Origin of the sequence: Synechococcus sp. W60.1 (assembly GCF_047461575.1) — a bacterium.
In the GTDB taxonomy this organism is placed as follows: Bacteria; Cyanobacteriota; Cyanobacteriia; order Thermostichales; family Thermostichaceae; genus Thermostichus.
Window position 1 is genome coordinate 66,591 of record NZ_JANSHL010000002.1, and the last position, 24,391, is coordinate 90,981.

The window sequence follows — 24,391 nt, forward strand, 5'->3', positions numbered from 1 at the left end:
TGCGTGGCTGTTGATTGACCCTTTCCCGGATCCCTGTCAGGTCTTCCAGGGCAATAGCGCTGTTTGTGGTCTTTGCCCTAGAGACAATAGCTTTGGAGATGCGATGATTGACCCACGTTTGAAAGCGTCTCTCCTTGCCAGACAGCCGTTGCAACAGTTCTCTGCATCTGCGCCGCGAACTGCGGGTGCCCTTACTGGCCTTGCGCTGAAGAGACGCTCTTAACCGACAGTAGTGATCTCGGACTTTGTTCAGCTGCTGTCCATTCCAGTTGTCTCCTTCGGAGGTATGTGCAATGTCTCGCCGTCCCAGGTCAACACCAATCACCTTGTCGGTGTTCTGTTGCTTGGGGGGCTCTGCCTCGACACAAATCTGGATGGAGTAGGAGCCGTCCTTCCGCTGGACTAGGGTGGCCGATTTGGGGTTAGAGCCAGCCAGCATTCCCCTCTGGTAGTTGCCAATGGCTAGCTCAAAGCGTTCTCTTCCATCAACCGTGGCAAGCGACACTGTCCAGTCTTTCTCGCGAAACGAGAAGATACGTGCATCGTAGGTAACGAACCTACGCTTGAACTCTTTAACTGGACGGTTGCGCTGTCTCGCCACTTTGCGAGCGCCTGCCACCCGTCTGCAGACCTGCTGGGCCAGATTACTGGACAAGCCAAACCGAGCGCGAATCTGGTAATAGCAAAGGGATTGGAGTTTGACTGCGTTGACTACTTTTTCTGGTGTGTTTTGGTTGACCCAGTTCAACGCCTGCACAAAGGCATCCATTGTCGCATCCAACTTTGCGGCTTGCGACTGGGACACCTTGAGCTTGCAGGAGACGGTCAGGATTTGGCTCATGAGTTCATTGTACTTCATCAAAGCGCATTCCTCCCGACACCGACCCTACGGGTACAGTGCGGGGCTCCTGCGATTTCTAGCTGACGGTTTTCCTGGACTTGGCAAAAGCGCTCCGCGCCGCTTCCGCGACTATTCCCAGCCCCTCTTCCAGAGGGAAAGGGGGGTCACGGATCAACCTAAGTTTTTAAAACGACTCCGAGTGGATGCTCTGGCAACAGGGACTCATCCTGCCTTTGGCGGGGTTGTTGCTAGGCTTCGTGTCGCGAGGACGGTTTGATGGGCGTTTTGCAATCTAGGTCAGGGCAGGTTGGCCAATTTGTGGGTTTAATGTGGGTTTAATTAAGCCAAGCTCACCGGAGTGGAGTCGGTGAAACTGCCAGCAGTGTCTGTCAGAAGTATGGTGTTAAGGCAATCGTTCTTATGACCAGAGCAAGGGAGAGGAAAGGCACCGATCCATCCGCGCTAGCGGGCCGTGGGCCTTTGCGAGAGAAGTCTCGGGATCCCCGCCGCCCTCCACAACCTGCCAAGAACGCCGTCCCGCCTCCAGAGGGGTCAAAGCCGCAAACAGGTTCTGGTCGCCTGCTTCCTGCCCCTAGGGGATCCCTATTGGTTTCCCGTCCTCAACCGCTGCGTCTTGCCCGCCAAAAAGCCATTGCTCGTCTGCGCCAACGGGCTGCCCAGCCCCGCCGCTTGAGACGTTCTCCCTCTCTTGGCCAAGTATTGCTCAGGGGACTAAGCTTAAGTCTCATCCTGGGCCTGACGATGGCGGGCCTCTCGCAACTGCTGCAATCGACCACCGCTGGCCGGATAGAACAGGCCACGACGCAGCTTGGGGATCCTCCCCCGCCGGCATTGCCAAGTGACATTCTGCGGGGAGAAGCGATCCCGGCTTTGCAGGAGCGCTTGGCCGCTTTGGCCGACCAACCGGGTTTGACGGCAGGAGCCCTGTTTTGGGAGGTGGAAACCGGCGCCTTTGCCGGGGTTAGGCCGGATCAGGCTTTTCCTGCCGCCAGCGTGATCAAGATCCCCATTCTCTTGGCTTTTTTCCAGGCTGTGGAAACCGGACAGGTGCGGCTGGATGAACAGCTCACTCTGCGGGAAGATCTCAAGGGAGGGGGAGCTGGTGTGTTGCAAACCCGACCCCTCGGATCCCAGGTTTCTGCTTTGGAAGCGGCCACCCTGATGATCACCCTCAGCGACAACTTCGCCACCAACCTGATCATCGATCGCCTGGGTGGGCAGGAGGCTCTCAACCAAAAATTTCGCCAGTGGGGGCTACGACACACGCAAATTTCTTGGTGGCTACCGGATCTGGAGGGCACCAACACCAGCAGCCCGCGCGACATGGTTTGGCTGCTCAGCCAGGTGGAACAGGGGCGCATGCTCAGCCGCCGCAGCCGCGACCGTTTTCTGGACATTCTCTGGCGCACCCAACGGCCCTCCTATTTCCGGCCCAACTTGGGTCAAGAGGTGCGCATTGCCCACAAAACGGGAACCTTGAGCTCCGTGGTGGGGGATGCTGGGATCCTGGATTTACCCAACGGGCGGCGCTATGTGGCGGCGGTGTGGGTGAAGCGAGAAACCCCCAACGACCCCAGAGCCGAAGGGCTGATCGCCAGCCTGTCGCAAGCAGCCTACGAGTTCTGGTCTGCTCCTGGATCCGCCCCGCCATCCCGAACAGACACCACCGGCAGCCCGCAACCCTGAGTCCCCCACTCCGCAAATCTTTCCATATTGCTACGCAACGCTTACGCGAACGCAGTAGCAGTGCGGAGCACTATTCCAGGCAGAGCACAAATGCCAGAGTGGAGAAACAGGCGTTGAGGGAAAAAGATGGGGCACCTGGTCAGCATCAACCCCGCCACCGGAGAGGAATTGGCTCGCTACCCCGTTTTCGACGCTGGGCAGATCCAAAGCTGTATCGCCCAAGCCCACGAGCGGTTTCAGAGCTATCGTCGGATCCCGTTTGCTCAACGATCCGCCTGGCTGAAGCGGGTGGCAGGGATCCTGGAGGGGCGCAAAGCGGAGTTTGGCCGCCTGATCAGCTTGGAGATGGGCAAAACCTTGGCCTCTGCCGTTGCCGAAGTGGAAAAATCCGCTTGGGTTTGTCGCTACTATGCCGAGGAGGCAGAGGGATTCTTGGCCGAGCGCTCCATATTGCTACGCAACGCTTACGCGAACGCCAGCGATGCCAGCCGCAGCGGGATCCGCTACCAGCCGCTGGGGGTGATTTTGGCGGTGATGCCCTGGAACTTTCCCTTTTGGCAGGTGTTTCGCTGTGCCGCCCCAGCCCTGATGGCGGGCAACACCCTCTTGCTGAAACATGCTTCCAACGTGCCCCAATCGGCTTTGACCCTAGAGCAGATCTTTCGGGAGGGGGGATTTCCGCCAGGGGTCTTTCAAACCCTGCTGATCACAGCAGCCCAGGTGGCAGAGGTGGTGGCGGATGAACGGGTGCGGGGGGCCGCCCTCACCGGCAGCGAAGCCGCCGGCTCCAGCCTGGCCCGTTTGGCCGGTCAACATCTGAAAAAAACAGTGCTGGAACTGGGAGGGAGCGATCCTTTCCTTGTGCTGCCCAGCGCCGATCTGGAGGCAGCAGTCGCCACAGCGGTCACGGCCCGTCTGATCAACAACGGCCAATCCTGCATTGCCGCCAAACGATTTATCCTACACAGGGCTATCGCCGAACCTTTCACGGCTGCCATGACGGAGCGATTTCGCCAGCTCAAGGTAGGGGATCCCTTGGATCCGCAAACCGATGTGGGGCCTCTGGCTACTGCCAGCATTCTGCAAGAGGTGGATGGACAGGTGCAGGCTTTGGTGCAGGCGGGGGCCAAAGTTCACATCGGTGGCTCCCCCTGGGGAGGGAATTTTTACCCGCCCACAATCCTGAGCGACATCCCCCCGGATCATCCGGTGGCCCACCAGGAGGTGTTCGGGCCGGTGGCGCTGCTGTTCACCGTCCCGGATGTGTCGGCAGCCATTGAGCTGGCCAACAACACGCCCTTTGGCCTGGGTGCCAGCGCCTGGACAACCGATCCAGAGGAACAAGAGCGCCTGCTGGAGGAGCTGGAGGCGGGATCCGTGTTCATCAATGGCATGGTCAAGTCCGACCCGCGCCTTCCCTTCGGCGGCATCAAACGCTCAGGGTATGGACGGGAACTGAGCCGGGAAGGGATCCTGGAATTTGTAAATGTCAAAACCATTTGGGTGAAGTGATGGCGGAGACTCCTCAAAGGGATCCCCAGCCGGCGACGGATCCTGTAATCAAGCTGGATCAATTCCTCAAGCTGGCGGGGGTTGTTCCCACCGGCGGGCAGGCCAAGCAGCTCATCCAAGCGGGGCAAGTGCGGGTGAATGGCGAGGTGGAAACCCGGCGGGGACGAAAGCTGCACCCTGGGGATGAAGTGGCCGTGGGAGGTGGAGTTTGGCGAGTGCGCCTGGATAAGACCCCAAAGTCAGATCAGTGAACGGGTCAGTGCAACCGGATCAAAAGAAGCATGGCCAAGGCCCCGATTCCCCCTGCCACCGCAAACTGCCACTCCAGCCCCCACAGCAGGCAGGCAACTCCGGCCAGGATCTGGATCCCACCGGTGATCCAGTAGGGGAGGCGCGGCGGATCCACCAAGCCGTTGAGCCAGTGACCCAGCCCCATTTGCCACAGCCAAAACACCCCCAGGTATGGGCTCAAAGCTGCCAAAGGGGTACGCCCGACAAAGGGCAGCACCGAGAGGATCATGCCCTGGGCGATCACCAACGTCCACACCAAACCCACAAAGTAGAGGTGGGCCAGTCCGGCTGTTCGAAACTCCGGCAAGCTAGTCTGCCGCACCATGTAGCCCAACCCAATCAGGGAAATCACCAGCCACAGCCAGTTGATGTTGGCCTCTTGGTGAAACTGGGTGGCAGCAAACCCAATCCCCAAAAGGACGGCCCAAACCAGGTACACCCGCCGACAAATGTTCCAGAAGGGAAGAGGGGATCCCAGGGGTTCCATTTGCATGGCCTTCACCTAATCGACGACGACAATGCGGCCCACCATGCTGGGGTGGATATCGCAGAAATATTCCTGGATCCCAGCTACTTCGAACACCACCGCTTTGCTCTCGTTGCGACTTAGCCGTCCCGTCCCTTGAAACTGCGCTCCCTCCACAGGAGTAGCCGTGTGGGGGGTGGAATCCAGGTTGGTGAAGGTCACCTTGCCCCCCCGCTTGAGGGTAACCTCCGAGGGCAGGTATTGAAACCCCCGAATGATTACCTCTGCTGCCGCCGTTGCTTCGACAGGATCCCGCTCCGCAACGGAGCTGGCTTGTCGCCACCGATCCACGGCCAAGATGGCCCCCGCATTGAGCAGGGATCCCAGCCCACTGAGCAACAGCAACCGCCGCGTCATTGGCATAGGGCTTTCTCCACACAGGTTAGGAAGCGAAAAAAAGCTGAGGCGTTCAGAAGAAGGCGATTGCGACAGCGGTGTGGAACACCTTGACCTCCAAAGAACCTCCAAAGATCTCCAAACCCCAAGATCCTACAGAGGACGTTGGAAGGCTTTGGAGATCAGAGCCGGTGGGGGTTCTACACCTTGCTGTCGCCGGGGGTTGGCGGCTTTAGCTGGAAGTCATCGCCGGCAGGGGCTTTACACCTTCAGGATCCAGCGCTCCCGAGTCTCGGCGCTGACAAAGGGGGCAGGCACCACCAGAATGCTGGGATCAAGGCTGTGGAACACGGCCCGGATTGCAGTGGCATGGGCAACTTCGTTGGGGCCAATGGTGCTGGCGGCAGCCACCAGGTCTTTGTTGGAAAGCTGGGTAAACGCGTCGTTGTAAGCCAAGGCTGCATCGAACTCCAGAGCCAGGGCCAGCTTGGCAATGTTGGCATCGGAGTCGAGATTGCCTTCTTTGTTGTCGATGTAGGTGGAAAGGTCGTAGCTATCCCGGGCCCGAGAGGGGATCCCCCCCAGTTGCCGCACGGCGCCCGCCAGCAGATCCCGGTGCTGTTCGTGATCCTTCAGGTTCTTGGTGGCCACTTCCAACACGATCTTGCCCACCTCAGTATTGCTCAACTTGCCGGCAGCGGTTTTGTAGGCCCAGATCGCCTGCTGTTCCAAGTCAATGGCCGCGTTGAGAATGGCAATATCAGCAGTGTTGGACTGAGCGGCACCGGGCAGGCTGCGCAACCCAATTGCTCCACCCACTCCCGCCAGCAAACCAGCCAACAACAAGCTGCGGCGGGAAGTTGCAGGGCTGGGATCCCATTCGGCGGCCAATTGAGGCAGAGCGAAGGGAGTCTTTGCAGTCTTCATCTCAAGTCTCCTGTCTCGAAAGATGGCAACCAGCCTTCAGGGGCTTGCTCTGGGTCGGGCAATTCCCTCTGGCCTGGTCTGATGGAGATACGCCGTGGATGCCGCCGCGGATGCCTGAGGGAAGAGATTTTCGTGGTCAAATAGCCATGAAATGCCTCCTCGAACTCCCCTCTCCCTCTGGGAGAAGGTCCGGGCTATCTTAAAAGCGTGTCCAACGGCTCCAGTGGGGGCCAGCATTCGGTCGGTAGTGTCGTTATCCATCCATGCGATTCTGGGCGTGAACCTGCACCTTGCTCTGCCGGAGGCCAGCCTACAGAGCTACGCCACCTGGATTGAGGCGCGTATTCGGGAGGGTCAGGGCGCTCAGGTGGTTACCTGCAACCCGGAAATGATCATGCAGGCGCAGCGGGATCTGGCCTTTGCCCAGGTGCTGCAAGCGGCGGAGCTGGTGATCCCCGATGGCATTGGGGTGGTGTGGGCCCTGCGGCGGCAGGGGATCCGCGTCCAGCGGGTGCCGGGGATCGAGCTGGCAGAAACCCTGATCCCGTTGGCGGCAGAACGGGGGTGGCGCTTGGCCCTGGTGGGGGGAAGGCCGGAAGTCAACCGGGCAGCAATTCGATATTGGCAAGCCCAGTGTCCTGCTTTGGCCCTCTGGGGCTACCACGGCTACTTCTCTAGCGAGGAAGAAAAAGAGCTTCTGCAAGCTCTCCAGGAATTTCGACCGCAACTGGTGTGGGTGGGGCTGGGATCCCCGCGGCAGGAGCTGTGGATCCAAAAGTGGCGTCCCCTTTTGCCCCAAGCCATCTGGATGGGGGTGGGGGGCAGCTTGGACATTTGGGCCGGCCAAAAACGGCGAGCGCCCCGTTGGTGGCGTGACCATCACCTGGAATGGTTGTATCGTCTCTATCAGGAACCCTGGCGCTGGCGACGCATGTTAGCTCTGCCCAGCTTTGTCTGGCGAGTGCTGTGGGATCCCTCTTCTCGTTTGCGCCCCTAGTCTGCCGGCGCTCTCTCCCTCCTCTGTCTAGGCGCTTACTATGGTGATCGGTCAGCACATCGGCTATCCTCCTCGCTTACACCGTTGGGCGGGTACGGCTCCGACCCCTCATCCCCCTGCCCCAGCCCATCCAGAGGCCACCCTGGGCTTTTACAGCAGCACCCAATCCGGATCCCTGCAAGCCCCGGCCAGCATGGTGTCCTTGCGGGGCGTGAGCAAGGTCTTTCCCAACGGCAACTTAATTTTTCAGGATGTGAACTTGGAGGTGCGCCGCGGCGAGTTTGTGTTCGTAACGGGGGTCTCCGGGGCGGGCAAGTCCACCCTGCTGCGGCTACTCTACGGGGCGGAACAGGCCACCGAGGGCACGGTCATCGTCGATCAAGTCTGTCTCTTTTCTTCTGAAGGGCGGCGGCGACCCTACCGCATCCCACCGCGTCCGCTGGCCATGTTGCGGCGGCGCTTGGGGGTGGTTTTCCAAGATTATCGCCTTCTGGCCAACCGCACCCTGGCAGAAAATGTGGCCTTCGTGCTGCGCGCCCAAGGGCTGTCCCCCGCAGAAATCCGCCGTCGCATCGGGCCGACCCTAAAGATGGTGGGGCTGACCGAAAAGCGAGATCACTTTCCCCATGAGCTTTCGGGGGGGGAACAGCAGCGCCTTAGCCTGGCCCGTGCCATTGTCAACATGCCGGTGCTGCTGCTGGCGGACGAGCCAACAGGAAACCTAGATCCGGAAAACTCCCTCTTGGTTCTCCAGATTTTGGAGCGGCTCAATTCCTTTGGGGTGACCGTCATCATGACCAGCCATGACCCCTATCTGGTGGAGCGGGCCGGCCACCGGGTGGTGCGCATGGAGGGAGGGCGCCTGTATGATCTGCGCTGAGGGCTGCCGGGATCCCTATTTTGCTCTCCACAGGCTCTGTTGAGCTCCAGGGGGCAAGGGTCTGAGCCCATTGATTGTTGGATGGAGAACAGCATGCAATCTCTCTCCCGATTTCTCAATAAAATCCGCTATCTCCTACAGGAGACTTTTTTGGGGTTGCGGCGGGGGGGCTGGCTGAACTGGGCCGCTGTGAGCACCCTGCTGGTGTTGCTGTTCTTGGTGGGGATCGGCGTTGAGCTGTCCTGGGGCGTGGATGCCACGGTGCAGTCGCTGGGAGGACAACTGGAGATCTCCGTCTACCTGGAGCCGGAACGGCAGGGGGTGGAGCTGCAACCTCAGGTCGCCCAACTGCCTCATGTGGCCGAGGTGAAGGTCATCACCAAAGACCAGGCTTGGCGCAACCTTTTGCTGGAAATGGGGATCCAAGACGAGGCGGCCATGGAAACCCAGTTGGGGGAGAACCCCTTGGTGGATGCTCTGCGGGTTAAGGCGGATTCCACCGAAGCCTTGGGGGAAGTGGCGGAGCAGATTCGCCAACTGGAAGGGGTGGATGAGGTCTACTACGGCGACCGCATTGTGGAGCAACTGGCCCAGCTCCAGGACCTGCTACGGCTGGGATCCCTGACCATCACCGGCATGTTGGCCCTGACGGCAGTGGCAGTCATCACCACCACCATTCGCCTCATCGTCATGGCGCGGCGGCGGGAGATCGAGGTGATGCAATTGGTGGGGGCGACGGCAGCCTGGATTTACTTGCCCTTTATTTTGCAAGGGTGCCTGTTTGGGGTGATCAGCGCAGTGGGAGCTTGGGGATTGGTCTTGGGATCCCAGCAGTTGCTGCAGGAGCTGCTGGAGCAGTTGATTGCCTTGCCCTTCCTCAAGGTGATGCAGGCAGATCGCAGCCAACTGGAGTTTTGGTTCTTGCCGTCGATGTTGTTGGGGATGGGGGTTTTTCTGGGCACCACCAGCAGCTTGATCGCAGTGCGCAAATCGGCAGGGCGCTGAGCTGGAGGCGATGCTGAGGAAAGCCCTGGATATTCCAGTCTGAGGATCGCCATAGGATAAGATGATGGACTCTACTTCCCTGGCTTTCCAAGATCTGGCCGCCATGAACCCATTGCCTCCTCCCGCCCACCCCTACCAGTTCCGCGCTTTGGGCCTGATTAAGGGATCCCTGAAATCGATCCCCAAGACTTATGCACAGGCAATTTTGGTTGCCTCTGACGGAGCAGAATATCCGGCTACCCCCGGACGCGCCGAGCTTCTCGGCCCCTTCGAGCACTGCATCAAGAGCGGCCATACCTACTGGTACTACGTGCAGCCGCAGCCGCGTTCAGGGGGGGCTTTGGGCTTGAGCATCATCCGCATCCTGGCCCTGCCGGAAGAGGAGCAAGACCCAGAGTGGGAAGAAGAACCGTTTTTGCCTGCCCCTGAGGACACAGAGGAAGGCTTTAACATCCGCGGCATTGTCGAGCCCCACGATGGCTTTGTTGAGGTGACCGTGCGGCGCAAGCCCCAGGGAACCAAGCAATTTGCTCCTCTGCAATTGCGCTTGGAAGGGTTCTTGCCCGGAGCTGTGGCGGGCGAGTTTTGGGATCTGTTGGCAGAGCGAGAGGGCAACAAACTGCTGTTGGTGGATGGTACCCGCCTGTTGACCGCAGTAGCCTAGCTATCTAGATTGGCCCTGCTTGAGAACCTTAAAATAAAACAAAGAGCTCCCTGACCGATGGTGTCTGCTGGCTTGTCCCAACGGGTCGCCCATCTATCCCCTTCCCCCACGCTATCCATTTCGGCTCTGGCTAAAGCCATGCAGGCAGAGGGGCTGGATGTGTGTAGCTTGAGCGCAGGCGAGCCGGATTTCGATACACCTGACCACATTCGGGCCGCGGCCATCCGTGCTCTGGAAGAGGGCAAAACCCGCTACGGCCCCACCGCTGGGATCCCCGCCCTTCGCCAAGCAGTGGCCGATAAGCTGCGGCAGGAAAACGGCCTGGAGTTCAGCCACGACCAAATCCTGATCAGCAACGGCGGCAAGCAAACCCTGTTTAACCTGGCCATGGTGCTGCTGGATCCCGGCGATGAAGTGATCCTGCCTGTTCCCTACTGGGTCAGCTACCCCGAAATTGCGGCTTTGGCAGGGGCAAAGGTTGTGCGGGTGCAGACGGAAGAGGCCCAGGGGTTCAAGCTCACCGCCGAGCAATTGCGCCAGGCCCTCACCCCCCGCAGCAAGCTGCTGATTCTCAACTCACCGGCCAACCCTACCGGAGCCGTTTACCACCGGCACGAGCTGGCAGCTCTGGCAGAGGTGATCCTCTCCGCCCCCCATCTGTACGTGATCTGCGACGAGATCTACGAAAAGCTGGTTTATGGACAAGCCCGCCACATCAGCCTGGGATCCCTTTGCCCTGACTTGATGCCGCGCCTGATTCTCAGCAGTGGCTTTGCCAAAGCCTACGCCATGACCGGCTGGCGGGTGGGCTACTTGGCCGGGCCCAAGCCCATCATCGAGGCAGCCATCAACCTGCAAAGCCACAGCACCTCCAATGTCTGCACCTTCGCCCAGTACGGCGCTCTGGAAGCCCTGACCAGCCCCCTATCGGCAGCAGCTGTGGAAAAAATGCGCCAAGAATTCTGGCAGCGGCGAGATCTGATGCTGGACGGGATCCGCACCTTGCCGGGGGTGACTTGCCCGGAGCCAGAAGGTGCATTTTATGTGTTTGTCAACATCGGCCAAACCGGGTTAAGTTCGGTGGAGTTTTGCCGGCAGCTGCTCAAGGAACACCACGTGGCTGCTGTGCCGGGGGTAGCCTTTGGGGCAGATTCCTACATTCGCCTTTCCTATGCTGCCGATCGCACCACCCTCGAAAAAGGGCTGCAGCGGCTGCACCGGTTTGTGTCTTCCCTCTGAGGATTGAAAAGAGCGGATGGATCCCCGCAGGCCATCCCCCGTGGCGGAATCCCCATTAGAGGTGTGAACACCATTGCTTAACCCTAGCTATAGTGTTAGGGGATGGGCTACGAGGGGATAACTCATGTCTGGCAGAACGGCGCTTGTCATCACCGTTGCCTGTTTGAGTGGGGGATCCGGAAAGACCACAGCCGCCCTCAACTTGGCCATCATGCTGGCCGAGCATGGCAAGACGCTGGCTGTTGACTTTGACCCACAGGGCAACCTGAGCCAGTGGATGGGCTGGACGGATCTGTCGGAGTCGGCCACCATTGCCGAGACGATTTTGCCGGGGGCGGATCGGGTTCACATTCGGGAGATTATCCGTCCGCCGTTGAATGAGGATCGCCAGGAGCGGCTGTGGTTGGCCCCCAGCGATTACAGTCTCTCGCGGGCTATGGATGCGATTGTGATGGAGCCGGGGCGGGAGCTGTTTTTGAAGCGGGCTTTGCGACCGATTTTGCCGGAGTATGACTTTTTGGTCATCGACAGCCCCCCCTCGAAAGGGTTGCTCACCTACAACAGCATTCTCAGCGCCGATCTGTTGGTGGTGCCGACGGAGTGTACCCAAAAGGGGGTGATGGGGGCCCTAAGTACCCTGGTGCTGTTGAAAGAATTGGAAGAGCTGGATTTTCATGTGCCCAAGTTTTTGGGGGTGCTCCCCACCCGGGAACAATGGGTGGGCAACAACCGCACCAAAATGTCGCGGGCCGCAGTGGAAGCCTTGGCGGAAATGATGCAAGGGATCCCCATTTTCACGCCGGTGCGGCAAAGTACAGTGGTGCAGCAAACCAACAGCATGGGCTGGTCCTTGGCGGAGGCAGGGGAAGATCTCCTGGCCCAACCTTATCGCGAGATCCTCAAGGCTGTGCTGGAGGCCCGCTAACATGGCTACTGCCAAGAAGCCTCCCAAAAAAAAATTGCCCACCGGCCCCACCAAGGCGGATCTGCTCTCGCGCATGGGGGTGAATAAGCAGCCAGAGCCGATGGAACCTGCACCTACGGCTGCCGATGGCGTTGAGGCTCCGCACCGTCCAGAGGACAACAGGGGGACGGATTCCCTGGATCTGCCTCACCCTGCGGCATTAGATGTTGAGCCCGATCCATCTGCCGCCGCCTCGTCCCCTCTGTGCCAGGTTGCCACAACCCCACCAGAGGCAGGACGGATGCCTCTCCTGGCCAGTGTGCTCTCCACACCTGAAGCTCCTTCTCGGGATGCGGATCCCTTGTCCAACTTGTCGCCCGCTCCGGTCGAGGTGGAAAGGGTTGTCTCCCCACCCCAGGTCAGTCTGGCCAAATGGGCCAATACTTCGCTGCCAACTGAAAAGCCAGCCGAGCTTTTGCCCCCTGCTACTGCTTGCACCGACAATGGGGTTCGCCGCAATGGCACCCCCAATGGGCAGGGTGCCCAGTCGGATCCCCGCGAGGCTCTGGATGCACAACTGGGCCTGCAAAAGCTTACCCTCAAATGGTCTGCCGAGAGGGTAGAAAAGCTGGGATCCCTGGAAAGCGCCACCGGGCTACCGGGCGAGATTTTGCTGGAAGTCCTGCTGGATCATTGGGAACAATTGCCCAAGCCCTTGCAGCAAGATTGCCTCCTGCAAGCCCACCGCATTCGCGTCGAGCGGCTGGTGATCAGCCAAAACTTCACCATTGCCACGATTGAGCAACTGCTCTTCACGTCAGCGTTGCGCAACAACAACGAGCAGCATCTGCTTTGAGTTCTGGCCGGTTGGCCTGGGAAATTCCCCCTCAAGATCTCCGCCAGTATGCCAGACAACAGGGATCCCTGTTCCTGTGCTAGGGTCAAAATGGTTCTGTTGGCTTTTCGCGCTTTTCGGCCTGTGCTCTCTCCCCCTCGCTACCTGGCGGCAACCCAACCTCATTATTCTCAAGCGTATTTCCCACTGATTTTCTATTTTTTCCTTCTCCGTATTTCTCCCATCCTTTAGGGGACAACATCGCGGCGGAATCTTCTTTAAGGCGACCAGGTTGTAGTGGAGCGGCAACAGTTGATGAAAGAACTTGATTTGGCCAAAGCTGTAGAGCAACGGCGCACCTTTGCCATTATTTCCCATCCCGATGCGGGGAAGACCACCCTCACCGAAAAGCTGCTGTTGTACGGGGGGGCCATTCAAGAAGCGGGAGCTGTGAAGGCCCGTCGGGCGCAAAAGCGGGTCACTTCCGACTGGATGGAACTGGAAAAGCAGCGGGGTATTTCCATCACCTCTACCGTCCTGCAATTTGATTACCGCAACATTCGTCTCAATCTGCTGGATACTCCCGGCCACCAGGACTTCAGCGAAGACACCTATCGCACCCTGGCAGCGGCTGACAATGCCGTGATGCTGGAAGATGCCGGCAAAGGGTTGGAAACCCAGACCCGCAAGCTGTTTGAAGTGTGTCAGATGCGGGGGCTGCCGATTTTTACCTTTATCAACAAGATGGATCGCCCAAGTCGGGATCCCTTGGAGCTGATGGATGAAATTGAGACAGAACTGGGCCTCAAGCCCTATCCTGTCAACTGGCCAATTGGCTCAGGCGAGCGGTTTACTGCGCTATTTGACCGTCGGACTCAGGAGTTTCATTTCTTTGAGCGGGTATCTGGGGGGCGGCTAAAAGTTCAAGATACCGTCATTAAACTTGGGGATCCGCAAATTGAGGAGTTGATCGACAAGGACTTGTATTACCGATTCAAGGAAGAGCTGGAACTGCTGGATGGTCTCATGCCCACCTTGGATCTAAAACAAGTGCATTCCGGCAAACAAACCCCGGTCTTTTTCGGCAGCGCCATGACCAATTTTGGGGTGGAGCTTTTCCTCAATGCATTTTTGGAGTATTCCTTACCGCCAATGCCTCACGAGAGCACTGCCGGACTAATCCCGCCCGAACATCCTGAGTTTACGGGCTTTGTCTTTAAGCTGCAGGCCAACATGGATCCCCGCCATCGGGATCGCGTCGCTTTTGTACGCATCTGCTCCGGCAAGTTCGAGAAGGATATGGTGGTCAACCATGCCCGACTCAATCGTTCGATCCGTCTATCCTATCCCCAGAAATTGTTTGCTCAAGAGCGCATCTCTATCGACGAAGCTTACCCTGGGGATGTGATCGGCCTGAATAATCCCGGCATCTTCACCATTGGGGATACCATCTACACCGGCCCGAAGCTGCGCTACGCCGGGATCCCTAGCTTTTCTCCTGAGCTGTTTGCCTACTTGAAGAATCCCAATCCTTCCAAGTTTAAGCAGTTCCAGAAAGGGGTAGCGGAACTGCGGGAAGAAGGGGCTGTACAAATCATGTACTCTATCGACGATTCCAAACGGGATCCGATTGTGGCAGCGGTGGGCCAGTTGCAGTTTGAGGTTTTGCAGTATCGCCTTGAAAGTGAATACAACGTCGAAACCCGACTGGAGATGTTGCCCTACACACTGGCTCGCTGGGTCGAGAATGGCTGGAAGGCGCTGGAGAATATTCCCAGCTTGTTTAACACCCTAGTTGTTAAAGACATTCAAGACAGGCCCGTTCTTCTGTTTAAGAACGAGTGGACTTTACAGCAATTTGCTGCCAGCAACCCTAAAATCAAGCTCAGCAAAATTGCCCCTATCTCGGATCTCGGCCCAGAATTGGGTGACGGCCAATAGATCAACCTAAGAGAATCCGTCTCAAAGAGCCTTAGGTTCTGACATTCAGTCGAGATGCCATTGGTCTCCACATCAGCGGTGTTGATAGGTGTTGATATCTTCGGATTTCTGAGCAAACCCCTCACACAGATCGCAGCAATTCCCCCATCTTTTTCCTGCATCGTCCAGGGACAGAGGGAGTGAACCATGCCTTTCTTCTCCAACCTGGGATCCGATTCTCCCCACTTTGGCGCTGCCCTCAGTGCTTGTGCGCCACTTTGCGAACGCTCTTTGTGGGGACTGGATCCGCAAGCCGTTTTTTTGAATCACGGCTCCTACGGCGCGACCCCGAAAAAGGTGTTGCAGGCCCAGAGTGTATGGCGGGAACGCCTTGAGGCTCAGCCGGTGCAGTTTATGGGAGAGGAACTTCCTCGAGCCTTGCGGGCGGCGGCAGCAGAACTGGCCCATTTCGTCGGGGCCGAACCCGAAAATTTGGTGTTTGTGGAAAATGCCACCAGCGGGGTCAATGCCGTTTTGCGCTCGCTGCGGTTCCGGCCAGAGGATCAGATCGCCTGCACCAATCACGGTTACGGGGCCGTTCGTCAGGCATTGCAGTACATCTGTGCCCAGTGGGGAGCCATCCCAGTTGAGGCGCAGATCCCTTTCCCCATTGCGGGGCCAGAGCAGGTTATCGCGGCCTTCGAGGCCATCCTCACTCCCCAAACTCGCCTGGCGGTGTTGGATCACCTCACCTCGCCTACGGCTCTGATCTACCCCCTGCCTGAGCTGATCGGCCTCTGTCGGGAGCGCGGGATCCCGGTTTTGGTGGATGGCGCCCATGCCCCCGGAGTTCTCCCCTTGGAGTTGGAAAAGCTAGGAGCCGATTGGTACACCGGCAATGCCCACAAGTGGCTGTTTGCCCCGAAAGGCTGTGCCTTTTTGTGGGTGGCCCCCCACCGACAGGCCCAAACTCATCCTACGGTGATCTCCCACGGCTATGGGCAAGGGTTCACAGCGGAGTTCGACTGGGTGGGCACACGGGATCCCAGCGCTTGGTTGGCCATTTCAGCAGCCCTGGCGTTTATCCAAGGGGTGGGACTGGACAACATCCGTCAGCACAACCACACTCTGCTGCTGCAGGCGCGGCAGTTGCTCTCGGAGGCTCTTGAGGGGATCCCGCCCGCCCCCGAAAAGATGTTGGGCTTTATGGCCACCCTACCCTTGCCGCCATTTTGGCAGCAGTGGATCCCTGAGCTTCCTCTTGAGGAGCGCGCCCGTCGGCTTCACGATTACCTCTGGTACAAGTACCGCATTGAGGTTCCGATCATCCCCTTCGCCGGGCAGCTTTGGGTACGCATCTCGGCCCAGGTCTACAACCGTTTGGCAGAGTACGAACAGTTGGCGCTGGCCTTGCAGCATCTGCCCTGAGGTTTTGTCGGTTGAGCCGCTTTCACGACATTGCAAGTATAGTTGCTTCGCACACCAGTAAAACGATTCCAGATCTATGGTCAATTCAGTTGAGGATGAGATGACGTTACAGGTAGGATGGCATGCCAGTAGACCTCAGAAAGAAGCCTTGACCTAAGAGAGAGTCGTAGGGCATGTCCAGGAAGGGAGCAGACCCACAGACGTACAAAGCCGGTCATACAGCGGAAGGGAAGGGTATGGGAGTCGGTAAAAGCAGCGCGGAACGCTTGGGGAGCGTCTCAATCTAGTTTGAAGCGACCGCAGTGCTTTCAAGAGGGCAAGGATGCATGCAGATGGAGGAACTTCTGTTGATGAAGTGACAAGGCCTGCTTTTGCAAGTCGGACTATTCTACTGGCCAGTGTCTCATTGCTATTTGAATTGACTATCTGAAAAAGTCAGAAAACGTATCCCGCAGATCCGAAAGCCGATCGTTGAAGCAAGTCAGCCGATCCCCTGCGGAGTTCACCAGCGTCAGATCTGCCCGACCGGTTGCCCCTTCGGATCCCAGTAGAGGAACGCTCATGCGGCTGGGATCCGTGGGATTCTGGGAAACGCGGATGACGGCTCGATCGCGGTTAAATTGATAAGCCTCGGCCACATAGCGGATGGGCTCGCTCAAGGTGGGATCCACCGGCAGCCCTGGGGCCGGCAGGAGATCCACCAGCTCGGTGAACGTGCCACTCCGCAGGCCCACCACGGCAGCAGCTCCCAACTGGTTACAAATGGCAATGAGAACCGGCTCTTGGGCAGTGGCGGTGAGCTTGGCGAAGGTAACCGTGACCGTGGCGCGGCTCGCTGCCGGCGGGAAGGTGACCTCAAAGGTGCGGGCAAAGGCATTGCCCAGCTCGTCGCGGGCGCGAAAGCGAAGCTGCCCGGTGTAGGGCAGGATGGAAGAAAAGTAGATGCCAAAGCGGTCGCTGGGACTCCGTCCGGGGATATTGGCCTGTCCGGGGACATAGGCAAGGGCAGCCCGGCTTTGCCACTGATTGGGCGGGGTGTAGGGCAGCAGCGGGCCACTGGTGAAGTTGGGGGGTTCTTTGGGGGGCAGATCCGGCTGGCCATCTCTGTTCAAATCCAGGCCATTGCCCAAAAAGGCCACCGAGCGCTGTAAGAGGATGGGGCGGTTTTGGTTATCCAGAGGGGGATTCCGCCTCTCTGCCAGCCCGGCGTTGTCCACATAGACATTGAGGGGGCGATTTAGGATTTGGTTATCCCGTTGCCGCCGCATGTTGAACTGTAGGTAAGGCCCCACTGCGCCCGCTGCCGGGGATCCCCCTGTAATTTCAAAATCATCTGCCCGCAGAAAGACATTTTCCAGTGGGCCCAGGGGAGTGGTTCCCTCGCCGCAACCGACCAAGCTGAGCGCCAAGAGCGCCAAAGTTATATAAGCTACAGCAGGGCAACCTTTTGCGGTGGGGGAATCCGAGCCCCCACAAGAGGCACGCTTTGGCTTCAGCATTCATCTCCTCTCCACAGATCCACAACAAACACCTTGGCGAGGGTTCGACCCAACCGGACTAGGTTGAAGGATGGGCAGGGATCCCCCACCGGATTCGCCTGAACCACTATACCGTGAGCCTCGGTTCAGCTCCCACCATCCCTAGGGGGCTGGCGGCAACGAGCAAGAAATGGTGGCGATCCCTGGCCTCATCTCCCGAACAGGCTTGATAGCCTAGAGGAAGCGAGATGTGGATACCCATGTCAGATACTCCTGCGGTCTTGGTAGAGCAACTTCAAAAGCGCTACGGATCCACAGTGGCCGTGGCGGACGTCTCGTTTCAGGTGGAACCCGGCCAGATCTACGGCATTCTCGGCCCCAATGGGGCCGGCAAGACTACCACTTTGCATTGCCTTTGCACCTTGCTTCGTCCCGATGCGGGCCGGATAGAGGTGTACGGGATCCCAGCCAGCGAAAACCCCAAAGCGGTACGAGAAAAACTGGGGTTTGTTGCCCAAGAGGTGGCTTTGGATAAGGTGCTGACCGGGCGAGAATTGTTGCAGTTGCAGGCCGATCTCCACCACCTGCCTCGCCCCTTGGCTCAAGAGCGAATCGCTGCCGTCCTGGAGCTGCTGGGGCTGACCGACCGTGCCGACCAGCGCATCGGTACCTACTCCGGCGGGCTGCGCAAACGCTTGGATCTGGCGGCAGGACTGCTCCATCAACCCCAGGTGCTGGTCTTGGACGAGCCCACGGTGGGCCTGGACATTCCCAGTCGGCTGGCCATCTGGGATTTTTTGCGCCAACTCAAGAACACAGGGATCACAGTGGTGCTCAGCAGCCACTACCTGGAGGAGATCGACCTGCTGGCGGATCGGGTGGCCATCATCGACCGGGGCAAGGTGATTGCCGAGGGAACCCCCGAGGAGCTGAAAACCCGCGTCGGCGGCGAGCGCATCACCGTCAAGCTGCAGGAATTTGCCCCGGCGGAACTGGCCCAACGGGGTGCCCAACTGCTGGGATCCCTGCCCTTTGTCCAGAAGGTGGTGATCAACAGCGCCCAGGGCAACGCCCTGAACCTGGTGGTGCAGCGGAATGGAGAGGATCCCCTCAGCCAGATTCGCGCCCACTTGCAGGCTCATGGGCTAGAGGTGTTCAGCAGCACCCAGTCTCGTCCCAGCTTGGATGATGTGTATTTGGCGGCAACCGGGCAAACCCTGATGGACGCGGAGCTGGCCGCTGCCGAGGCCAATCTGGGCAAAAAGAAAAAGTAACTTCATCACCTCATGCTCGAGCCCTATTGATCCCTATACAAAGGCACATCGAGGTATTTGGTAGATGGATTTGGAATGGATTGATTGATCGCAACCCTACAGGAGCTTGGGTATGAACTCTGCCTCTTCCCCAGTTCAATCTAACCCGATCCCCCTTCTGACGGCTGATTTTTGGCAGGAGACCTTTGCCCTCACCCGCCGCTTGTTTATCCAACTGCAGCGTCGCCCCACAACCTTGCTGGCCGGCATTATCCAGCCGTTGCTCTGGCTGATTCTATTTGGAGCCTTGTTTCAGAATGCTCCTGCCGGCATTTTCGGGGCCGGACAAAACTACACCCAGTTTTTGGGGGCGGGAGTCATCGTGTTTACGGCTTTTGGTGGAGCCTTGAATGCCGGAGTGCCGGTGATTTTCGACCGAGAATTTGGCTTTTTGAACCGGCTGTTGGTGGCTCCCCTCACCTCTCGTTTTTCCATTGTTCTTGCTTCTAGCCTGTTTATCGTCAGCTTGGCGTTGCTGCAGACGGCAGTCATTGTGGGGGCAGATTACGCCCTTGGGGCCGGGATCCCCGACGGGCCAGGCTTGGCGGTGGTGGCCTTGATCGTGGGCCTGTTGGTCTTGGGCTTCACGGCCCTGAGCTTGGGCTTGGCCTTTGCCATGCCGGGGCACCAGCAATTGCTGGCTTTCATCTTTTTGGTCAACTTGCCCCTGATCTTTTCCAGCACGGCCTTGGCTCCCCTGAGCTTTATGCCCACCTGGCTGCGTTGGGTGGCTAGCCTCAACCCCCTCACTTTTGCCATCGAGCCCATCCGCCATGTTTACCGCAGCAGCCATTGGAGCTGGGCCGATGTGGTGCTGCAGGCTCCCTGGGGCGATCTCACCCTGGCGGGATCCCTGGGCCTTCTGACGGGGTTTGTGGGGGTGTCGGTTCTACTGGTGCAGGGGGTGTTGCGCAAAAGCTTGGCCTGAGCCTCTCTGCCCAGGCTGTGCCGCTCAAAGCCACTGGCGGGAAACGGACTTCTCCATAGCTGCCTGTGCCCGCTGCACCAGAGCCAGGGGGCTGTCCTGGGCTGGGGAAACGCTGAGAGAAGGAGTAAGGCTGCGAGCCTGCAGAGCCATGTGGAGCTGCAGTTCGGTTACGTACTCCCGCAGGCCAAAGTTAGACCCAGAAGAAGAAGGAGCCGCTGAAGAGGGGTGAGACACAGACATCACGGCAAAGAGTCCTTCGCGAAATGGCCACTGTTGCTCTGCTAAGGTATCACGCCCACCCCTTTTCCGAAGTTTCCAAAATGTTAGCTTTGATTAAGATTTGCAACCGTTTGGCCATGGTGGTGCTCAAGGATTGGCAGCGCTCCAAGTTGGATCCCAGCGACGATGCCCTCTTTTACAGCTATCCTCGCTTCGTGACTCATGTGGATTCTGGCTTCATCGGCCAGCTCACCGATCTATACCGCGAGCATTTGCGGCCCCAGACCCGCATTCTCGATCTGATGAGCAGTTGGGTCTCCCATTTGCCACCTGAGATGGAGTTTGCCCATGTGGAGGGGCATGGGATGAACCCGGAGGAACTGGCGGCCAACCCCCGGCTCAATCACTTCTTCATCCAGAACTTGAACCAAAACCCAAGTCTGCCCTTCCCCGATCACTCCTTCGATGCGGTGCTGAATACGGTTTCGGTGCAATATCTGCAGCAGCCGGAGCAGGTGTTTGCCGAGGTGTATCGCATCCTAAAGCCCCAGGGCCTCTTCATCGTCAGCTTCTCCAATCGCATGTTTTTCCAGAAGGCGATCCAGGCTTGGCGGGACAACTCTGAGGCGGGGCGAGTGGAGTTGGTCAGGCGCTATTTTGAGTCGGTGCCAGGGTTTGCGGTGGTGAAGGTGATCCAGCGGCCTGCCCCTATGGGTTGGCTGGGCTTTTGGGCAGGCGGAGGCGGGGATCCCTTCTATGCCCTAATTGGACAGCGGACGGCGGGGTAGAATTCTCCAGCTTGCCTGTGGCGTGCAGGCGGGATCCTTGGAAATATCCAACAAGACTCCAGCATCCACCAGATCTTGCAGCTGTGTTATCCTCGCTACCCTCAGAGGTCTGTCTTGTTCTCCGGTCTTCCTGACAGTGCTTCTCCACAAAACGGCGATCCTTCCCCCCTACCCATCTCAGCAATTGGGGAGGCAGGGCTGCTGCAGATCGTGCAGCGCTACTGTCCGGCCCAGGTGGTGGGAGACGATGCGGCGGTGTTAGCTGCTCCGGAGGGGCAGTTGGTGGTGACAACCGATGTGTTGGTGGAGGGAGTTCACTTCAGCGATCTGACGACCCCGGCCCATGCGGTGGGCTGGCGCGCGGTGGCCGCCAATCTATCGGATCTGGCCGCGATGGGATCCCGTCCGCAGGCGTTGGTGGTGGGCTTGGGCTTGCCGGGATCCACGCCGGTCGCTTGGGTGGAGGAGCTTTATCAAGGGATGCAAGCCTGTTGCGCCCGCTGGGGATGTCACCTGGTGGGAGGGGATCTGTGTCGGTCGCCGCATCGGTTCGTGGCGATCACGGCTTTGGGAAGGGTGCAGCCGGGGCGGGCTATTCAGCGCAGACGGGCTCAACCCGGCGATTGGCTGGTGGTGACAGGGCCGCACGGAGATGCGCGGGCAGGCTTGGAACTGCTTCTCCATCCTGAACAGGGATCCTCAGCCACGGCAGCCGAGCGCGAGCAGTTGATCAGGGCTCACCAATACCCACGCCCGCGCCTGGATCTGGTGCCCCTCTTGGAAGGGATCCCGGATCCCTTGCGCATTGCCGGCATGGATACCAGCGATGGTTTGGCAGATGCCCTGGTGCAGGTGTGTCAGGCCAGCGGGGTGGCGGCGAGGATCGAGGTGGAGCGGATCCCGATTTCAGAAGCTTTGCGGCAGGCTTTTCCGGCCCAAGCCTGGGAGTGGGCGCTTTATGGGGGCGAAGATTTTGAGCTGCTCCTCAGTGCCGAGGTGTCGGTGGCCAAGCATCTGTTGGAAAGATTGCCGGGGGCCGTTTGGATTGGAGAAGTGACAGGCTGGGATCCGCAGGGAACCGTCTGGCTGAAGGACGGGCAGGCCCTCAGCCGTCAACAAGCCTTCCAGCATTTCTGAGAGAAGTTGTGCTGCAGGATGGCCACCCAAACTGCCAACAGTTGAAAACAAATCGACTTGTGGGAGAAAACAAGCCCTAGGAAGGATTCGATAACCTAGAAGTGGAGAGAAGCTGAGACAAGGAAGCAAATTGACTTGGAATAGCTTCAGGCAACTGCTCAGAACTCGGCAGAACTTGGAGAAGCATTGGAGACTCTACTCATGAAAGCTATCTTAACAGCAGCCCTTATTGGCCTGGCCGGGATCCCTGCGTTGGCCCCCTTGCCCAGTTCGGCTCAGCCGCTTTTTGAATTGGGTGCCTACCGCCTTGAGCAGGGGACGATTATCCCGGTCGGCAGCCTGAGTAGCGAAGGGCCGCAATACTTTTATCCCGACACCGTCTATCCCCTGGAAGTGGCCGTTACTCAGAACATTTTTGACAGCCAGGGGCGCTTGGTGATCCCGGCGGGTAGCCGCATTTTTGGACAGATGGAACCTGCACCGGGTGGATCCCGCTTTGTCGGCACTTCCATTGTTCTCGGCGGTCGTACCTACAGCCTGCGGGCTTTCTCCAACATCCTCCACGACGAAAAGGATCCCCGTCAGTATTCGGCTGAGGCCATTGCTCAAGATGCAGCCATTGGGGCAGCAGCAGGGGCCATTTTGGGGGCGATCACGGGCGGAGTCTCGGTGGGCAATGTCTTAGGAGGCGCCGTGACCGGAGTGGTGGTGGGCAATGTTACCGCTCCCCAGGTGGTGGTGCTGCGCCCCGGCCAATCTTTCAATCTAACTTTGGAAGCTCCGCTGACTTTGTGAGGTGCCGTTTGGAGATTCCTCTGGGAGTGTTGATGGTCGGCGACTTGTGATTCACTGGGGATCAAGTTGCCGATCCCTGTTTTCATTTCATGGCTACTGAATCTAAGCCCACTTCCCCCCTCTCCTCCACCGAGCACAGGTTTACGGCTGGAGAGGAGAGCTTTACCTACAGAGCGCTGGCCGGTTGGCAGACCCTTTTCCAGCGGGAAAAACCGGTGGCCGAGATCTTTCACGTCGCCTATCTAAAGCAAGACTCCGCCTCTCAGCACCGCCCTCTCACTTTTGTGTTCAACGGTGGGCCTGGGGCAGCTTCTGCCTACCTGCACATGGGAGCGCTGGGGCCCAAACGGATTGGCTTCGGGCCCAACGGCAGTTTGCCTCCCTCCCCGGTGCGGCTGGTGGACAATGCCGAAAGTTGGTTGCCCTTTTCCGACCTGGTCTTTGTCGATCCGGTGGGGACGGGGTTCAGCCGCGCCCTGCCCAAGGATTCTCAAGACCCCAAAGATTCCCGGGAGAAATCCGATCCGGCATCCAAGCCCCCTCAGCCGGATGCTAAGGCGGAGGAGCCTCCTAAGGAATCGCCCTTCTGGGATGTGGAACGGGATTTGCAATCCTTGGGCGAGTTCATTCAGGGCTTTCTTTCCCGATACAAACGCTGGCTCTCCCCCATTTTCATTGCCGGCGAAAGCTACGGTGGGTTTCGGGTGGCGCGGCTGGCCAAGGAGCTGCAATCCAAGTTTGGCGTGGGCCTGTCGGGGGCCATTCTCATCTCGCCTGCACTTGAGTTTGGGTTGCTGGAGACCAACGATTACAACCTCAGCACTTGGGCAACGCTTTTCCCTTCCTACGTAGCTACAGCAGCTCATCATGGACGGTGTGGCTGGGGGGAGGATTTGCAGATCCTGCTGCCCAAAGCAGAACGCTTTGCCCGACAACGTCTGCTGCCCCTCTTGGCCATGGGGGAGGCAATGCCAGAGGCAGAACGGCAAGCGGTGTATCAGGAAATGGCAGCAGGGATCGGCTTATCTCCAGAGTATGTAGCCCACAAAGGCGGGCGGATCGATATCGCCAGTTTTGCCCGCGAGCTGTTGCGGTCGCAGCGACTGGTGCTGGGGCTTTACGATGCTTCTGTAACCACGGTGGATCCCTTTCCGGATCGGCCTACCTTTGAGGGATCCGATCCCACCTTGGATGGGATCGATCGCCTGTTCACGGCAGCCATCAACAGCCACTTGCGAGAGACCTTGCAGGTGGAAACGGAGTTGACCTATCACCTACTGAACCTGGAGGTGTTCAAGTCCTGGCGGTTCACCCCAAAAGGAGAGTTGAAGCAAGGATTCATCGGGGCAATGGACGAGCTGCGCAGCAGCATGGCCCTCAACCCCCACATGCGGGTGAGCATTCATCATGGTTTTTACGACCTGGTCACTCCCTACTTTGCCTCGAATCACCTGGTGGATTTGATGAAGTTGGATCCGCGGTTGAAGGCCAACCTCACCCTACGTCATTATCGCGGCGGACACATGTTCTACACCTGGGATCCCTCGCGATTGGAGTGGTTTACAGAAATGCGTGCGTTCTACTCAAAAACGGCTTCGGGCTCAGAGTCATAACATACTCGCCGGGCGAGGATTCTGGTTCCTGGTTTTGCAGCAGCACTTATAGTCAATTCAAATGGCAATGAGACACTAGCCGGTGCAATAGCTCCGCTAGAAAGTTCC

General features: G+C 58.6%; 24 protein-coding genes. 18 read left to right on the top strand and 6 right to left on the bottom strand.

Features of this window, described 5'->3' with window-relative positions; genetic code table 11:
* A partial coding sequence (locus tag NW805_RS02360) for an RNA-guided endonuclease InsQ/TnpB family protein (protein WP_414421699.1) occupies positions 1–841 on the bottom strand: 841 nt, incomplete at its 3' end.
* A gap of 606 nt (positions 842–1,447) precedes the next feature.
* Between NW805_RS02360 and NW805_RS02365 the strand changes: the two genes are divergently transcribed.
* The 3 genes from NW805_RS02365 (at position 1,448) to NW805_RS02375 (ending at position 4,311) form a co-directional block, all read left to right on the top strand.
* Complete coding sequence (locus tag NW805_RS02365) at positions 1,448–2,548, top strand: serine hydrolase (protein WP_414421526.1); 1,101 nt, start codon at positions 1,448–1,450, stop codon at positions 2,546–2,548.
* A 126-nt stretch (positions 2,549–2,674) separates the two neighbouring features.
* Positions 2,675–4,060: an NAD-dependent succinate-semialdehyde dehydrogenase gene (locus tag NW805_RS02370; protein WP_414421527.1), complete on the top strand. Its 1,386-nt coding sequence runs from the start codon at positions 2,675–2,677 to the stop codon at positions 4,058–4,060.
* Positions 4,060–4,311 carry an RNA-binding S4 domain-containing protein gene (locus NW805_RS02375; protein WP_414421528.1) on the top strand — a complete coding sequence of 84 codons (252 nt, stop codon included), beginning with the start codon at positions 4,060–4,062 and terminating at the stop codon, positions 4,309–4,311. Before NW805_RS02370 ends, NW805_RS02375 begins: the two co-directional genes overlap by 1 nt.
* 5 nt (positions 4,312–4,316) lie before the next feature.
* On the opposite strand, the gene NW805_RS02380 is transcribed toward NW805_RS02375, so the two are convergent.
* The 3 genes from NW805_RS02380 to NW805_RS02390 form a co-directional block, all read right to left on the bottom strand.
* Positions 4,317–4,844: a hypothetical protein gene (locus tag NW805_RS02380; RefSeq protein ID WP_414399642.1), complete on the bottom strand. Its 528-nt coding sequence runs from the start codon at positions 4,842–4,844 to the stop codon at positions 4,317–4,319.
* A 9-nt stretch (positions 4,845–4,853) separates the two neighbouring features.
* Positions 4,854–5,240, bottom strand: coding sequence for a cupredoxin domain-containing protein (locus NW805_RS02385; protein ID WP_414329581.1), 387 nt, complete (start codon positions 5,238–5,240; stop codon positions 4,854–4,856).
* 234 nt (positions 5,241–5,474) lie between these two features.
* Positions 5,475–6,140, bottom strand: a complete 666-nt coding sequence (locus tag NW805_RS02390; RefSeq protein ID WP_414421529.1) for a DUF4439 domain-containing protein — start codon at positions 6,138–6,140, stop codon at positions 5,475–5,477.
* Between the two features lie 277 nt (positions 6,141–6,417).
* Here NW805_RS02390 and NW805_RS02395 point away from each other — a divergent pair, with 277 nt between their 5' ends.
* From NW805_RS02395 to NW805_RS02435, 9 genes are all read left to right on the top strand, one after another.
* On the top strand, positions 6,418–7,137 hold the full coding sequence (locus NW805_RS02395; protein WP_414343540.1) for a WecB/TagA/CpsF family glycosyltransferase: 720 nt from the start codon (positions 6,418–6,420) through the stop codon (positions 7,135–7,137).
* Between the two features lie 40 nt (positions 7,138–7,177).
* Entirely contained in the window at positions 7,178–8,017 is an 840-nt protein-coding gene (locus NW805_RS02400) for a cell division ATP-binding protein FtsE (protein ID WP_238376738.1), read from the top strand.
* Positions 8,018–8,110: 93 nt separating this feature from the next.
* A complete protein-coding gene (locus NW805_RS02405) occupies positions 8,111–9,022 on the top strand; it encodes a cell division protein FtsX (protein ID WP_414421530.1) in 912 nt (303 codons plus the stop codon).
* Positions 9,023–9,083: 61 nt separating this feature from the next.
* On the top strand, positions 9,084–9,686 hold the full coding sequence (locus tag NW805_RS02410) for a hypothetical protein (RefSeq protein WP_414421531.1): 603 nt from the start codon (positions 9,084–9,086) through the stop codon (positions 9,684–9,686).
* Positions 9,687–9,743: 57 nt separating this feature from the next.
* Positions 9,744–10,925: a pyridoxal phosphate-dependent aminotransferase gene (locus NW805_RS02415; protein ID WP_414421532.1), complete on the top strand. Its 1,182-nt coding sequence runs from the start codon at positions 9,744–9,746 to the stop codon at positions 10,923–10,925.
* 124 nt (positions 10,926–11,049) lie between these two features.
* A complete protein-coding gene (locus tag NW805_RS02420) occupies positions 11,050–11,850 on the top strand; it encodes a ParA family protein (protein ID WP_414351212.1) in 801 nt (266 codons plus the stop codon).
* A gap of 1 nt (position 11,851) precedes the next feature.
* Positions 11,852–12,685, top strand: coding sequence for a hypothetical protein (locus NW805_RS02425; RefSeq protein WP_414380809.1), 834 nt, complete (start codon positions 11,852–11,854; stop codon positions 12,683–12,685).
* A 294-nt stretch (positions 12,686–12,979) separates the two neighbouring features.
* Positions 12,980–14,605 (top strand): peptide chain release factor 3, encoded by a 1,626-nt coding sequence (locus NW805_RS02430; RefSeq protein WP_414421533.1) that lies wholly within the window; start codon positions 12,980–12,982, stop codon positions 14,603–14,605.
* 186 nt (positions 14,606–14,791) lie between these two features.
* Positions 14,792–16,012: an aminotransferase class V-fold PLP-dependent enzyme gene (locus tag NW805_RS02435; RefSeq protein WP_414421534.1), complete on the top strand. Its 1,221-nt coding sequence runs from the start codon at positions 14,792–14,794 to the stop codon at positions 16,010–16,012.
* 422 nt (positions 16,013–16,434) lie between these two features.
* Here the strand turns inward: NW805_RS02435 and NW805_RS02440 are convergent, their stop codons facing one another.
* Entirely contained in the window at positions 16,435–17,511 is a 1,077-nt protein-coding gene (locus NW805_RS02440) for a hypothetical protein (protein ID WP_414421535.1), read from the bottom strand.
* A 239-nt stretch (positions 17,512–17,750) separates the two neighbouring features.
* Here NW805_RS02440 and NW805_RS02445 point away from each other — a divergent pair, with 239 nt between their 5' ends.
* The gene (locus tag NW805_RS02445) at positions 17,751–18,764 is read left to right on the top strand and encodes an ATP-binding cassette domain-containing protein (protein WP_202943698.1); all 1,014 of its coding nucleotides are present in this window, start codon (positions 17,751–17,753) and stop codon (positions 18,762–18,764) included.
* 112 nt (positions 18,765–18,876) lie between these two features.
* Complete coding sequence (locus NW805_RS02450) at positions 18,877–19,731, top strand: ABC transporter permease (protein WP_414421536.1); 855 nt, start codon at positions 18,877–18,879, stop codon at positions 19,729–19,731.
* 24 nt (positions 19,732–19,755) lie between these two features.
* On the opposite strand, the gene NW805_RS02455 is transcribed toward NW805_RS02450, so the two are convergent.
* On the bottom strand, positions 19,756–19,971 hold the full coding sequence (locus NW805_RS02455; protein ID WP_011433464.1) for a hypothetical protein: 216 nt from the start codon (positions 19,969–19,971) through the stop codon (positions 19,756–19,758).
* A gap of 116 nt (positions 19,972–20,087) precedes the next feature.
* Between NW805_RS02455 and NW805_RS02460 the strand changes: the two genes are divergently transcribed.
* From NW805_RS02460 to NW805_RS02475, 4 genes are all read left to right on the top strand, one after another.
* Positions 20,088–20,738: a class I SAM-dependent methyltransferase gene (locus tag NW805_RS02460; RefSeq protein WP_414421700.1), complete on the top strand. Its 651-nt coding sequence runs from the start codon at positions 20,088–20,090 to the stop codon at positions 20,736–20,738.
* A 114-nt stretch (positions 20,739–20,852) separates the two neighbouring features.
* Positions 20,853–21,875, top strand: coding sequence for a thiamine-phosphate kinase (gene thiL, locus NW805_RS02465; RefSeq protein ID WP_414421537.1), 1,023 nt, complete (start codon positions 20,853–20,855; stop codon positions 21,873–21,875).
* Positions 21,876–22,076: 201 nt separating this feature from the next.
* The gene (locus NW805_RS02470; RefSeq protein WP_414421538.1) at positions 22,077–22,670 is read left to right on the top strand and encodes a hypothetical protein; all 594 of its coding nucleotides are present in this window, start codon (positions 22,077–22,079) and stop codon (positions 22,668–22,670) included.
* Positions 22,671–22,759: 89 nt separating this feature from the next.
* Positions 22,760–24,283, top strand: coding sequence for a S10 family peptidase (locus NW805_RS02475; RefSeq protein ID WP_414421539.1), 1,524 nt, complete (start codon positions 22,760–22,762; stop codon positions 24,281–24,283).
* Positions 24,284–24,391 lie beyond the last annotated feature (108 nt).